Raw genomic sequence first — 12,160 nt, 5'->3', positions numbered from 1 at the left:
CGCTCATTAGAATTGATACCTCCGCAGACGGGTCTGGATGCCGAAGAGATAGATGCAGACGCCCACCAGAATGATGCCGAACATCGCCCCCGCAATGGCCGAGCCCATATAGGGATCGCCAAGCTGCAGCTGGAAGCCAAAGAAGGTCCGGTAAAGGAAGGTGCCCAAGATATCGGTCGAGAAATCCGGCCCCGCCAAAGCACCTTGCGCCACATAGATCAGATCGAAGGCATTGAAATTGCCCACAAAGGTCAGGATCGAGATGATCCCGATCGAAGGCAAAATGAGCGGCAGCTTGATCTTCCAGAACTGGCTCATGCCAGTGATCCCGTCCATCTCAGCCGCCTCGATCACCTCATCCGGGATCGACAGCAATGCCGCATAGATCAGCATCATCGGGATGCCGACGAACTGCCAGACCGAGATCAAAGCCAAAGTCGTCAATGCATAGGCCTCTTTGCCCAGCCAAGGTGTGAACAGGCTCTTCAGCCCGACCATATCCAACATGCCCGGCGCAATGCCCCAGATCGGCGACAGGATCAGCTTCCACACAAAGCCCACGATCACGAAACTCAGGATCGTCGGGATGAAAATCGCCGTCCGGTAGAAGGCCGCCATCCGGAGCTTCGGCGTCGAAAGGATCGCCGCCAGTGCCACCCCAATCGGGTTCTGCACCAGCATATGCACCACGAAGAACCAGGCGTTATTGCCCAAAGCATTCCAGAACTGCTTCGACCACAAAGCATCGCCAAACAGCGTCGAGAAATTGCGCAGGCCCACGAACATATGCCCGCCCTGCCCGTCGCTGTTCATCAACGACTGCACCAAAGTGCCAAACAAAGGAATGATCATCAAAGCGGTGTAAATCGCCACCGCCGGAGCCAGAAAGACGGCAATATGCCATCGCACCTGCCTGCGCGCTGCCATCCCTCAACTCCTCATTTTCTGTCTTTAAATATCCCGCAGGGGGTCTGGGGGGCGCGAAGCCCCCCAGCCTTAGCCGCGTGTCACATCACTTCTGCGGTTCATACCACGAAGCCAGCCCCTCTTGCAGGCGCTTGCCTGCATCTTCCGGGGTCTCGCTGCCGCGGATCACGTTCGCCGAGGCATTCCAGGTCTCGTTTTCCAGGTTCGGCGTGCCGCGCGACAGGATCTGATAGGTCGAGCGGATCGTCGGCTGGCACTTCTCACGCCAGGAAACGAACTCTTGCGCCAGCGGGTCTTCCATCGCCACCGGGGTCGAGTTCAGGCTGAAGAAGCCGGGCAGAGCATTGGCGTAAAGTGTTGCAAACTCGGCCGAGCCAACCCAGTCAAGGAATACCTTACCAGCTTCCAGATTGGGCGATTTGGCGTTCAGACCCATCGCAATATCGGTGTGGTCCGAAATATAGCAGGTGTCACCCTCAGCCCCGACCGGCGGCGCAAAGGCACCCATCTTGAAACCAGCTTGGGTGTTGAAGCCCGAGATCTCCCACGAACCGGCCGGATAGATCGCCGCACGGCCAAGGGTGAAGAGGTTCTGGCTGTCCGGGTAGGTTTGCGCTTCAAACCCGTCGCCCAGATAGTCCTTCCAGCGCGCCAGCTCGGCAAAGGGCTCAACCCAGCCGGCATCGGTCAGCTTTTGCTCACCCTTGATCAGCGCCAGACGCCCCTCTTCGCCCTTCCAATAGTTCGGACCGATGTTCTGGTAAGCCATGGTCGCGGCTTCCCATTGGTCATTGGTGCCCATCGCCATCGGGATATAGGTGCCGTCTTCCTTGATCTTGTCCAAGGCCGCGAAGAACTGATCGCGGGTCTGCGGCACTTCGATGCCCAGCTCGGCAAAAGCGTCGGCGTTATAGATGAAGCCGTGGATCACCGAGGCCATCGGCACGCAGAAAGTCGCCGCGCCATCATCGGTCTGCCAAGCCGATTTCGCCACCGGCGAGAAATTGGCCATCGCGCCCAGATCGGTCAGGTCTGCCAGATTGCCTTGGTTGTAAAGCTCAAGGCTGGCATCAAACGGACGGCAGGTGATCAGATCACCGGCCGAACCCGCAGCCAGTTTCGAGTTCAGCACAGCGTTGTATTCCGCCGGAGCCGAAGGCGCGAAAACCACTTTGATATCGGGATGTTTGGCCTCAAACGCCGGGATCAGCGTGTCCTGCCAGATGGTCAGGTCATCATTGCGCCAGCTTTCAATGGTCAGCGTGGTCTCGGCCAGGGCCGGACCCGCGAGCAGCGTGCTGGTCAGCAACGCCATGCGGAACGTGTTGGACATCTGTTTTCTCCCTGTTTCGGGGGCCGCCCCCCCTTGGTTTCAGTCTTTCAGCCAAGGCTCCAAATGCCCATAGCTTTGCTCCAAATTTTCCACCGCTGCAGCCGTCGAACGGCCGCGCGCCACCAAAATCGCGGGCTTCACAGCCCCTTTGGTCGCCTCAAGCGCCGCCCGGGATGCGGTCTCGCTTTGCCCCGACACCGCCGCAACGATCCGCGCCGCGCGGTCTCGCAGCTTGGCATTATCCGCAATGACATTAACCATATATCCGTCATGCACATGGCCAAGCAGCAGCCCGGCTTGCACCGAGATCATGTTCAAGGCCAGTTTCTGCGCCGTAGCCGCCCCCATCCGGGTCGAGCCGCTCACGACCTCGGGCCCGGTGTCCAAAAGAACCGCCAGATCAGCCGCGCGTAACAAAGCGGCATCTGCGACATTCGCGATCCCAACGGTGAACACGCCGGCCTCTTTGCAAAGCCGTGTGATTTCAAGCGTGTAAGGTGTCGTCCCCGAGGCGGAAAGGCACAAAGCCACATCGCCTTTGGTCAGATTGGCGCGGATGAAATCCGCCTGCGCTAAAGCCGGGTCATCCTCGACCGCGCCGGTCATATGCAAAAGCGCCGCAGCCCCCCCGGCAAACAGCATCGGCGTGCGCTCGGGCGGGATGCCAAAAGTGCCTGCCAGCTCAAGACAATCTGACAAAGCCATCAAGCCCGAAGAGCCAGCGCCGACATAGGCAAGCTTGCCGCCCGCCTGCAGCGCCTTGGCCGCGCGCACACCGGCCTCTTCCAGCGCGGGAAAAGCAAGGCGGACAGAGTGAAGGGCGGCGGTCTGCGCCTCAAGCAAAGCCGACATCACGGCATCGGCGGGCGCCTTATGCAAACCCTCGGATGCCGGGTGGCGCGCTTCTGTCGACCGCTGAACCATATGATTCCTCCCTGGCTCGCATTAATGCCAAAACAATACCACCTGTAAAGCCTTTGCGACAATAGCCGAGAATATTGCGATTTATTCCCAAGAAAAACAGGCTTGGCTTGCAAATGGTATTATCTTGGTATCATCTTGCAGGCGGAGGATTCGGCATGAGCCTTATGATCGCAGTGGACGGAGGTGGCAGTGGCTGCCGTGTGCTGGTGGCCGATGCCACGGGCCAAATTCTGGCCCGCGCGACCGGCGGCCCCGCCAATATCGCCACCGATCCCGAAGGCGCCTTGCGCGCGATCCTTGCTTGCAGCGAAACCGCCGTACGCTCCGCCTGCGGCTCCGCCGCGCTAAGCGAATTGCGCCACGCCTATGCCGGACTGGGCCTTGCCGGAGCCAATGCCAAAGGCGCCTCCGAACGCCTTGCCGCCGCTTTGCCCTTTGCCCGCTGCCGGATTGAGACCGATGCGATCACCGCGGCCCGTGGTGCATTGGGCGAGGCAGACGGCATCCTTGCCGCGATCGGCACCGGATCGGTCTTCGTGCGCCAGCGCGCGGGACAACTGCAACAATTCGGCGGCTGGGGGATCGTCTTGGGTGACGAAGGCTCGGGCGCACGCCTTGGCCAAGCCATCCTGATCCAAGCCATGCGCGCCGCCGAGAGTTTCCGCCCGATGACGCCCTACCTTGCATCCGTGCTGCAGCGCCATGATGGCCCCGAAGGGGTCATCGCCTTCTCGCTCACCGCGCGCCCTGCAGATCTGGCCAAATTTGCACCCGAAATCTTGGCCTCAAGCGACCCCGCCGCGGCGGAGGTTTGGTCGGAAAGCGTCTCTAACATTGCTGAAATCTTGCGCGCTTTGGGCTGCGGAGCGGAGCTTCCTGCCAGCTTTAACGGCGGTCTAGGTGCCGCTTACAGCCGCGCATTGTCCGATCTGCCGCAGCGCCCAGCGCTTGGCAGCTCGCTGGATGGCGCGCTTCTCCTCGCAAGAGGATTGGCCTGATGGATCAGCTTTTCACCGCCACCGGCTTTGATGATCCCGGCTCTGGCCCGCTTTACCTGCAACTGCAACGCCGCATCGCCGAGGCCATTGCCAGCGGCCGCCTCAGCCCCGGCAGCAGCCTTCCGGCCGAACGTGACATGGCCGCGATGACCGGCCTGTCGCGCGTCACCATCCGCAACGCCATCCAAGCGCTGGTTGCCAGTGGTCAACTGGTGCAGCGCCGCGGCTCTGGCACCTTCGTGGCCCAAAAAGTTGAGCGGCTCGAGCAGGCGCTTTCGCTGCTGACCTCTTTCACCGAAGATATGTCGCGGCGCGGTAAGTCCGTGGATTCGCAATGGATTTCGCGCATGATTGGCGCGCCCGCCCCTGAAGAGGTCATGGCGCTTGGCCTTGGCGCCGACGAACATGTCGTCCGTCTTGAACGCGTTCGACGCTCTGACGGGCTGCCACTGGCGATCGAGCGCGCCTCACTCCCCACCACAGTGCTGCCAGACCCCGGCTTGGTCGAAGGTTCGCTCTACCTGACGCTCGACACGCTTGGCATGCGCCCGGTCCGCGCCGTCCAGCGCATCTCCGCCGCCAATCTTGGCCCGCGCGACGCCGAGCTGTTGGGCGTCTCCCCCGGTGTAGCCGGGCTGCGGATCGAGCGGATCGGCTATCTCGCCACCGGTCGGGTGGTGGAATTCACAAGATCACTTTACCGCGGCGACGCCTATGATTTCGCCGTGGAGCTGAAGCTGGCACCGGAAGGACAGGCAAAATGACGACGCAAATGGCCCTTGAAGTGGCAGAGATTCCGGCAGCAGCGCAGCGCTTTTTAGACGCATCGGCCGACCAACGCGCCACCGCTGCTGCCGCACTGCAGCAACGCGACCCACAGATCTTGCTGACCGTGGCGCGCGGCTCCTCGGACCATGCGGCAACCTATCTTAAATACGCAGCCGAGCTTTTGACCGGCCGTCCTGTCGCTTCGATCGGGCCTTCGGTGGCGTCTATCTATGGGCGATCCATGTCCCTGGGCTCGGCCGCTTGCATCGGCATTTCCCAGTCAGGTCAAAGCCCTGACATTGTTCAGATGATGCAGACCGCCCATCAAGGCGGCGCTGTCACCTTGGCGATCACAAACCACGCAGATAGCCCAATGGGGCGCGGGGCCAGCCATTGCTTGCCTTTGCATGCTGGCGAAGAAAAAGCTGTCGCTGCCACGAAAACCTTTATCAACTCGGTCCTCGCTGGCCTGTGCTTGCTTGCAGATTGGCAAGAAGACGCCGCATTGCAGCAAGCCTTGGCCGAAGCTCCGAAAGCCATGACGAAGGCTCTGACGCTGGATTGGTCGCCCCTCGCCGCGCGGCTGTCGCGGGCGCAATCGGCGTTTGTCTTGGGTCGCGGCCCATCCATCGGCATTGCTGCCGAAGCGGCCCTGAAAATGAAAGAGACCTGCGGATTGCACGCCGAGGCCTATTCGGCCGCTGAAGTTCTGCATGGTCCCTCGGCCATCGTGCAAGCGGGCTTCCCCGTCCTTGCCTTGGCGACCGAGGATGAGGCCCGCCCCCATGTTGTCACCACGGCCGAGCGGCTGAGCGCTCAAGGCGCCGACGTGTTCCTAACCGGCGATTCACTCAAAGATGTGACCCCGCTTCCGATGGTCACTGGATTGCACCCGCTGGTCGCGCCTTTGGTGATGGCGACCAGCTTTTATGCCTTTGTAGAGACGCTTTCGCGCCGTCGCGGCCTTGACCCTGACCGCCCGCCGCATCTGCGTAAGGTGACGGAGACCCTGTAATGACCAGCTACACCGGCGCATCCGTCTTTGATGGCACCTCGCTCAGTGACGGCCCGCTGCATGTCGATGGTCAGACCATTTCTGACGGCGCCTCGGGCCAAGTTGTGCAGCTTCAGGGCGGCTATTTGCTGCCGGGCCTCTTGGATCTGCAGGTGAACGGCAGCGGCGGGCATTTGGTATCGGGACAAAGTACCGCCTCTGATCTCGCGCTGATTTGCACGGTGCAGGCCAAACTTGGCGCGACAGGCGTTCTCCCGACCCTCATCACGGATACCCCTGAAGCAACCGCTTCGGTCATCAAGGCCGGGATTGAAGCCACGCAAGCGGCAGTCCCCGGTTTTCTTGGCCTGCATCTTGAAGGTCCCCATCTCGATCCGCGTCGCAAGGGGGCGCATGATGCAAATCTGATCCGCCCGATGACCGATGCCGACCTGAACCGTCTCTGTGAAGGCAGAAAAGGCCTTCCGGCGCTGATGGTCACTCTGGCCCCGGAAAGCGCCACCCCGGCGCAGATCGCTGAGCTAGCCGCGGCTGGCGTGGTGGTCAGCCTTGGCCATAGCGATTGCACTCTGAGTGCCGCGCGCGCCGGCTTTGCGGCAGGCGCGACCTGCGTCACCCACCTGTTCAACGCGATGAGCCAGTTGGGCCACCGCGAGCCTGGGCTTGTTGGGGCGGCACTGACGGACACTGCCTGGTGTGGGCTGATCGCCGATGGCCACCACGTCTCGACCGAGGCGATGCAGATTGCCGTAGCGGCACGGCCCGAAGGGCTGTTTTTGGTCAGCGATTGCATGTCACCTGCGGGCACCGATGCCCGTGAGTTCTCCTTGGGCGGGCGCCGCATCCTGCGCCAAGACGGCCGGCTGACGCTTGAGGATGGCACTCTCGCGGGTGCCGATCTGACGCTGCCGCAGGCCATGAAGATCATGGTTAGGCGTGTCGGCGTTTCCCATGAAACCGCCTTCGCAATGGCCAGCTCGCGCCCTGCCGCGGTGCTCGGACGCAGCGATCTTGGCCATCTGCGGCCCGGTGCAGCGGCAGATTTCATTCACCTTGATGAGGATTTTACCCTGCAATCCGTATGGCGCGCGGGCCGGCAGATTTTCTGATTTCGGCCTTTACAGAGCCGCTTATCTGCGGCTTAGCATGCGATTATGGCGGGACAAACTGACACGCTCATTGCGGCGATTTTGCAATGGATCGACATTGGCCGGCTTAATCCGGGCGATCCAATCGATGAATCCCTGATCGCGGCCGAATTTGGCACCTCGCGCACCCCGATCCGTGAGGCGATCCTGAAGCTTGAGGCGATGGGCCTGATCCGCCGCCACCCCCGCAAAGGGGCAAGCCTCTTTCGCCCCTCGCTTGAAGAGTTCCTCGCGATCCTCGAGGTGCATTCGCGGCTGGAAGGGCAAGCGGCGGGCCTTGCCGCACGCCGGCTGTCCAAGGCGGGGGCCGCGGCGCTGGAAGATATCGTCGCTCGCTGCGAGGCGCATGCCAGCCAAAAGGGCGACGCGGATCCCGATGGCTATTACCAGCTGAACCTAAAGTTCCACGAGACAGTGGCCATAGCGGCAGGCAATCCATTCCTGACCGAGATGATCAAGACCAACGCTCGGAAATTGCTGGCTTATTACCGCGCCCGCTACCGTTATGCCGGTGCAATCGCCCTATCCGCGGCCGAGCATCGGCATTTGGCAAACTTGATGTTTGATCGCGATTCCACAGGGGCCGAGGCGTTGATGCAGCGCCATGTGTCCTTTGACCAGATCACCGCGATGGATTTGCTGGCGGCGCTGTCCTAGGCGCTTTCAAAGAAATCCACGATGCGTTGCGCCATACGTTCTGTCTCGGCGGGCCGTGTTAGAGACTGTTTTGCCCGCTTTGCGACCTCGGGTGGTAGCTTTTCATAATATTCCTCAACCAAAGCTGTCGCGAAGCTCTCGGTGATCTCGGGGTGGTATTGCGTGGTCAAAACCTGCCCGCCGATCCGATAAGCTCCAATCGCGCAATCGGCATTGCCGCCCAAAGGCTCGGCCCCTTGCGGCAAATTGGTCACCTGTTCGACATGCGCGGCGTAAAGGTGGATCGGCGCGCCTTCCATCTGCGTCTCGGTCAGACCAAAGACCCAGCCGCCGGGGTTTTTCTCAACCCGCCCACCCAGCGCCAAAGCGATCGCCTGATGCCCAAAACAGGCGCCATAAAGCGGCAGTTTAGCCGTCCGAATATCGCGAATCAGCTGCATCAGCCGATGCACCCAAGGCGCATCATCATGCACCGAAGCCGGACTGCCTGTGATGATGAACCCGTCGTAATCCGACAGGTCACTGGGGAAGGTGCCATCCTTCACAGAAAGCGTGGTGAACCGCCAATCTGGCCTTAAAGGTGCCAAAAGATTGCGGAATTTTTCGCCATCCTTTGGATGCCTTTGCGCAAAAGCACTTTCATCCGTGTTCGCCATAAGGATCGCGATATGCATGGTCTGCAGCCTTTACATATTTATGCACGCATTTAGTATATTTATAAAGAGACGTCCGGCAAGGGAGAGCTGAATGACGGTCTGGACCCCCAGCGACGACGGCCACGCCGATCTGACCAGCCATGACACCTTCCTGAACGGCCCGCCCCACAACACTTTTGCCCGGCTGCGGCGCGACGATCCGGTGCATTGGACCGATTATTCCGCTGGGCAAGGCTTTTGGTCGGTCACCCGCCACGCCGATATTCTTGAGCTGAACGGCAAGCCTGATCTCCTTTCCAGCGCGCGCGGCATCCGGATGGAGGATCAGACCTATGAGGAATATCTCGCCCGCCGCACCTTCCAAGAGACCGACGCGCCCGACCATATGATGACGCGGGTGAAGGTCGCCAAAGCCTTCTCCAAGCCAGTGATTGCGCAGTTTGAGAAGGTGATCCGCGACCTTTGCGGCCCGATTTTGGACGATGCCTTTGCCAAGGGCCGCTTTGATGCGACCAAAGAGATCGCGCGACAGCTGCCGATGCGGATGCTTGGCCGCATCGTTGGCCTGCCGGATGAGGATCTGGCTTGGCTCGTGGAAAAAGGCGATGCGCTGATCGCCAATACCGACCCCGATTTCACCCAGCACGTCCTTGATAAGATGACGACGGATGAGTTTCGGATGATGCCGTTCAACTCTCCGGCCGGTGCAGAGCTCTTCGTCTATGCCAAGGAAATGATGGAGAAAAAGGCGGCCTCGGGCGACACCTCGGGCATCTTGCATCTTCTGTTGCAGCCGGGGCCGGATGGCTCGGTCATGCCTGAACATGAGTTTCGCAATTTCTTCTGCCTGCTCGTCGCCGCTGGCAATGACACCACCCGCTATTCGATCGCCGCCGGTATTCAGGCGCTCTGTCATCAGCCCGAGCTTTTGGGCCAAATCCAGCGCGGTGAGGTGAATGAGACCATGGCGGATGAGATCATCCGCTGGGCCAGCCCCACCACCTATTTCCGCCGCACCGCGACGCGGGATTTTGACTATCACGGCAAGCAGGTCCGGGCGGGGGACAAAGTCCTCTACTGGTTCGCCAGCGGGAATCGTGACGATTCCGCCTTCTTAGAGCCGTTTAAGGTCGATCTGACCCGCAATCCGAACCGCCACATCTCTTTCGGGCAGGGCGGTCCGCATGTCTGCTTGGGGATGTGGCTCGCGCGGCTTGAGGTGCGGGTGCTGTTCGAAGAACTTGCCAAACGCCTGCGCAGTATTGAACCTGCGGGCGAGCAAAAATTCCTCCGCTCGAATTTCATCGGCGGCGTCAAAGAACTGCCGGTGCGCGTCACGCTTCAATAAATTTTCAAAGCGGCACAAGACCGCGATCCCAGGGAGATTACAATGTCCGAGCGCCTTCGCGCTATGTTCTGCGATCATCTGTCGATCATGCGGGGCAAATATCTGCCGGCCTCAAAGATAGGCAATGATGAAAGCCGCTTTGCTCAGCCGAATTTTTCTGTGCATTACGACAAAGATTTGCTCTTGGAAGCGCCGGGCAGCCGCTGCCTTCAGGGCCTTCCAGATATGGTTTTGCGCTGGATTGGTGACGAAGTGCGCCCCGGATGGGAGCCTGCAACCAAGGTGGTTCTGGGCGATCTTTACGACGCCGAAGGTGGCCCCTTGCCGATGTGCCCACGCGGCGCTTTGAAGCGGGCGGTTGCGGCTTGGGGGAAGCATGGCCTGACGCCCAAGATTGGGATTGAGCTGGAAGCCTTCGCCTTTATCCGCAACGCCGACGGGCAGATCGTGCCCTATGACAACCCCGGCGGCGTGGTTTACGGCACCGGAAATTTCACCGATCCGCGCCGCTTTACCGATGCGATCTGGAACAAGGCGCATGAAATTGGCCTACCTTTGGACCTGATCACCGCCGAATATGACACGCCGCAGTTTGAATTCACCCTGACCTTCGACACTGCCGTGGCCCATGTCGATTCAGTGGTGCTCTTCCGGCAAATGGCCCGTGAAATCGCGCTGGATCATGGGGTTATCCTCTCCTTCCTACCCAAGCCCATCGCGGGAAAGGGTGGGTCCGGCCTGCATGTGAATCTGTCATTCACCGATGCAAAAGGCCAAAACGCACTCGCAAAGGGCGAGCGGGGCGACCCCGATGACCTCTCGGATCTTGCGCGCGGCTGCATCTCGGGCTGGATGCAGCACCACAAGGCAATCGCCGGCCTGGTGGCGCCGAACGCGCTCTCCTATGCGCGGCTGCAACCGGCCAGCCTGTCGGGCTATTGGTGCAATTGGGGCGGCGACAATCGCAACGTGACCGCCCGCGTCAGCGCCGAGGGTGGCAAGAAGGCCCGGCTTGAACACCGCATGCCCGATGCCGCCGCCAATCCCTATACGTCGGTGGCCACGATCCTTCAGGCGGCGCTTCTGGGCTATGAGGGCAAGTATGATTTGCCCCCGCGCGAAACCGGCGACGGCTTTACCTGCAACGATGCGCCCCACGGGACCGCCGCCAGCCTATCGGAGGCGATCGACGACCTTGCCGCTGATACCGCCCTTGGCGCAGCTGTCGGCCAAGGCCTTGTCGACAATCACATTTTCATGAAGCGCGCCGAGGTGGAGAAGACCGCCGGACTGGAAGGCGATGCTTTGCGCGATTGGTATATCTGGTACATCTGAGGATATGATGAAAGCCACTTGGATCCTGCCCGACGGGCACGAAATCTCGGCCGAAGTCCCCGAGGGGCTGAATATGATGCAGGCCGCGGTCGCCAATAACATTCCCAATGTGGTGGGCGAATGCGGCGGCAATCTCAGCTGTGCCACCTGCCATGTCTATGTGGATGAGGCTTGGGCGGCCAAGACCGGCGATGTGGGGGATTTCGAAGACCCGATGCTCGACGTGGCCGAGGCTGAGCGGCGTCCGACCTCGCGGCTGTCGTGCCAGATCAAGATGTCACCCGCTTTGGACGGGCTGGTGTTGATCGTGCCCCAGCCCTAAGGCCGAGGCACGAAAACCTAGTCTAACATGGCCCAAACCTGGGTTCGGGCCATACAAAATCTCAGTTCGGAGCGGTCGCCGGAGCTTGCTGCGCGCGACGCGCCAGCTCTTGGCGATACAAGGCCAAGAAATCGACATTGTCGACGTTCAGCGGCGGGAAGCCACCGTCACGCGTCACATCCGAGATGATGCGGCGCACGAAGGGGAACAACAGACGCGGGCATTCGATCATCAAGAACGGGTGCAGTTGGTCTTCCGGCACGCCCTCGATGTGGAACGTGCCGCCGTATTCCAGCTCCATCAGGAACAGGGTATCGCCGTTCAGCTTGTTCTTCGAGGTGATCTTGAACTTGGTGATCACGTCATACTGGTTTTCCACCGAGCGTTTGCGCGCATCCAAGGAAACGCCAACCTGAATGTCGGGTTGCACTTCCGAGGTGGTAAGCCCTTTCTGCGCCACGATATTTTCAAAGCTCATATCGCGGACATATTGCGCCACAACCTGCATGCGCAGTTGCGGAGCCGGGGCGGCCGCACCGTTGGTGCCAGCGGTTTCTTCGGTCATCGGGAACTCCTGCCTCTGGCGGCGCACCGCCCTCAATTCATCGGGTTTTGTCTATCAGACTGGCCCTGCCCGCTCAATGGCAAGCGCGCCGGTTGCTGCGAAAGCGCTAGGATTCTCGACAGTCAGGCTTGGGTTCGCTAATCCTTGAATCAAACACAAGGACA

Annotated in this window: 13 protein-coding genes; 8 read left to right on the top strand and 5 right to left on the bottom strand. The window is 60.7% G+C overall.

Features of this window, described 5'->3' with window-relative positions:
* Positions 1-6: 6 nt before the first annotated feature.
* From Q9295_RS02725 to Q9295_RS02715, 3 genes are all read right to left on the bottom strand, one after another.
* Positions 7-927: a carbohydrate ABC transporter permease gene (locus tag Q9295_RS02725; protein ID WP_306678968.1), complete on the bottom strand. Its 921-nt coding sequence runs from the start codon at positions 925-927 to the stop codon at positions 7-9.
* A gap of 85 nt (positions 928-1,012) precedes the next feature.
* Positions 1,013-2,260 carry an ABC transporter substrate-binding protein gene (locus Q9295_RS02720; RefSeq protein WP_306678967.1) on the bottom strand — a complete coding sequence of 416 codons (1,248 nt, stop codon included), beginning with the start codon at positions 2,258-2,260 and terminating at the stop codon, positions 1,013-1,015.
* 39 nt (positions 2,261-2,299) lie between these two features.
* A complete protein-coding gene (locus Q9295_RS02715; protein WP_306678966.1) occupies positions 2,300-3,184 on the bottom strand; it encodes an N-acetylmuramic acid 6-phosphate etherase in 885 nt (294 codons plus the stop codon).
* 155 nt (positions 3,185-3,339) lie between these two features.
* Between Q9295_RS02715 and Q9295_RS02710 the strand changes: the two genes are divergently transcribed.
* From Q9295_RS02710 to Q9295_RS02690, 5 genes are read left to right on the top strand one after another with little or no spacing between them, the layout of a single operon-like run.
* On the top strand, positions 3,340-4,182 hold the full coding sequence (locus tag Q9295_RS02710) for a glucosamine kinase nucleotide-binding domain-containing protein (RefSeq protein ID WP_306678965.1): 843 nt from the start codon (positions 3,340-3,342) through the stop codon (positions 4,180-4,182).
* Positions 4,182-4,946: a GntR family transcriptional regulator gene (locus tag Q9295_RS02705; RefSeq protein ID WP_306678964.1), complete on the top strand. Its 765-nt coding sequence runs from the start codon at positions 4,182-4,184 to the stop codon at positions 4,944-4,946. The genes Q9295_RS02710 and Q9295_RS02705 overlap by 1 nt, the downstream gene beginning before the upstream one ends.
* A complete protein-coding gene (locus Q9295_RS02700; protein WP_306678963.1) occupies positions 4,943-5,965 on the top strand; it encodes an SIS domain-containing protein in 1,023 nt (340 codons plus the stop codon). Before Q9295_RS02705 ends, Q9295_RS02700 begins: the two co-directional genes overlap by 4 nt.
* Positions 5,965-7,074 (top strand): N-acetylglucosamine-6-phosphate deacetylase, encoded by a 1,110-nt coding sequence (gene nagA, locus Q9295_RS02695; RefSeq protein WP_306678962.1) that lies wholly within the window; start codon positions 5,965-5,967, stop codon positions 7,072-7,074. Before Q9295_RS02700 ends, nagA begins: the two co-directional genes overlap by 1 nt.
* 45 nt (positions 7,075-7,119) lie before the next feature.
* Entirely contained in the window at positions 7,120-7,770 is a 651-nt protein-coding gene (locus Q9295_RS02690) for a GntR family transcriptional regulator (protein ID WP_306678961.1), read from the top strand.
* On the opposite strand, the gene Q9295_RS02685 is transcribed toward Q9295_RS02690, so the two are convergent.
* Positions 7,767-8,444: a type 1 glutamine amidotransferase gene (locus Q9295_RS02685; protein WP_306678960.1), complete on the bottom strand. Its 678-nt coding sequence runs from the start codon at positions 8,442-8,444 to the stop codon at positions 7,767-7,769. The two genes, Q9295_RS02690 and Q9295_RS02685, sit on opposite strands and share 4 nt — an antisense overlap.
* 73 nt (positions 8,445-8,517) lie before the next feature.
* On the opposite strand from Q9295_RS02685, the gene Q9295_RS02680 reads away from it, so the two are divergent.
* From Q9295_RS02680 to Q9295_RS02670, 3 genes are read left to right on the top strand one after another with little or no spacing between them, the layout of a single operon-like run.
* A complete protein-coding gene (locus Q9295_RS02680; protein WP_306678959.1) occupies positions 8,518-9,774 on the top strand; it encodes a cytochrome P450 in 1,257 nt (418 codons plus the stop codon).
* Positions 9,775-9,816: 42 nt separating this feature from the next.
* The gene (locus Q9295_RS02675) at positions 9,817-11,109 is read left to right on the top strand and encodes a type I glutamate--ammonia ligase (RefSeq protein ID WP_306678958.1); all 1,293 of its coding nucleotides are present in this window, start codon (positions 9,817-9,819) and stop codon (positions 11,107-11,109) included.
* Positions 11,110-11,116: 7 nt separating this feature from the next.
* Entirely contained in the window at positions 11,117-11,431 is a 315-nt protein-coding gene (locus tag Q9295_RS02670; protein ID WP_306678957.1) for a 2Fe-2S iron-sulfur cluster-binding protein, read from the top strand.
* 61 nt (positions 11,432-11,492) lie between these two features.
* Here the strand turns inward: Q9295_RS02670 and secB are convergent, their stop codons facing one another.
* A complete protein-coding gene (gene secB / locus Q9295_RS02665) occupies positions 11,493-11,996 on the bottom strand; it encodes a protein-export chaperone SecB (protein WP_306678956.1) in 504 nt (167 codons plus the stop codon).
* Between the last annotated feature and the right edge of the window lie 164 nt (positions 11,997-12,160).

The organism is Pseudogemmobacter lacusdianii, from assembly GCF_030848395.1.
Taxonomy (GTDB): domain Bacteria; phylum Pseudomonadota; class Alphaproteobacteria; order Rhodobacterales; family Rhodobacteraceae; genus Pseudogemmobacter; species Pseudogemmobacter lacusdianii.
This window is presented reverse-complemented; position numbering and strand designations above follow the sequence as displayed.

Excerpts from the sequence above, each read along its gene's own strand:
- Q9295_RS02715 (WP_306678966.1), bottom strand. The coding sequence starts at position 3,184 with ATGGTTCAGCGGTCGACAGAAGCGCGCCACCCGGCATCCGAGGGTTTG.
- secB (WP_306678956.1), bottom strand. The coding sequence starts at position 11,996 with ATGACCGAAGAAACCGCTGGCACCAACGGTGCGGCCGCCCCGGCTCCG.
- Q9295_RS02710 (WP_306678965.1), top strand. The coding sequence starts at position 3,340 with ATGAGCCTTATGATCGCAGTGGACGGAGGTGGCAGTGGCTGCCGTGTG.
- Q9295_RS02720 (WP_306678967.1), bottom strand. The coding sequence starts at position 2,260 with ATGTCCAACACGTTCCGCATGGCGTTGCTGACCAGCACGCTGCTCGCG.
- Q9295_RS02690 (WP_306678961.1), top strand. The coding sequence starts at position 7,120 with ATGGCGGGACAAACTGACACGCTCATTGCGGCGATTTTGCAATGGATC.
- Q9295_RS02725 (WP_306678968.1), bottom strand. The coding sequence starts at position 927 with ATGGCAGCGCGCAGGCAGGTGCGATGGCATATTGCCGTCTTTCTGGCT.
- Q9295_RS02700 (WP_306678963.1), top strand. The coding sequence starts at position 4,943 with ATGACGACGCAAATGGCCCTTGAAGTGGCAGAGATTCCGGCAGCAGCG.
- Q9295_RS02675 (WP_306678958.1), top strand. The coding sequence starts at position 9,817 with ATGTCCGAGCGCCTTCGCGCTATGTTCTGCGATCATCTGTCGATCATG.
- Q9295_RS02670 (WP_306678957.1), top strand. The coding sequence starts at position 11,117 with ATGAAAGCCACTTGGATCCTGCCCGACGGGCACGAAATCTCGGCCGAA.
- Q9295_RS02680 (WP_306678959.1), top strand. The coding sequence starts at position 8,518 with ATGACGGTCTGGACCCCCAGCGACGACGGCCACGCCGATCTGACCAGC.
- nagA (WP_306678962.1), top strand. The coding sequence starts at position 5,965 with ATGACCAGCTACACCGGCGCATCCGTCTTTGATGGCACCTCGCTCAGT.
- Q9295_RS02705 (WP_306678964.1), top strand. The coding sequence starts at position 4,182 with ATGGATCAGCTTTTCACCGCCACCGGCTTTGATGATCCCGGCTCTGGC.
- Q9295_RS02685 (WP_306678960.1), bottom strand. The coding sequence starts at position 8,444 with ATGCATATCGCGATCCTTATGGCGAACACGGATGAAAGTGCTTTTGCG.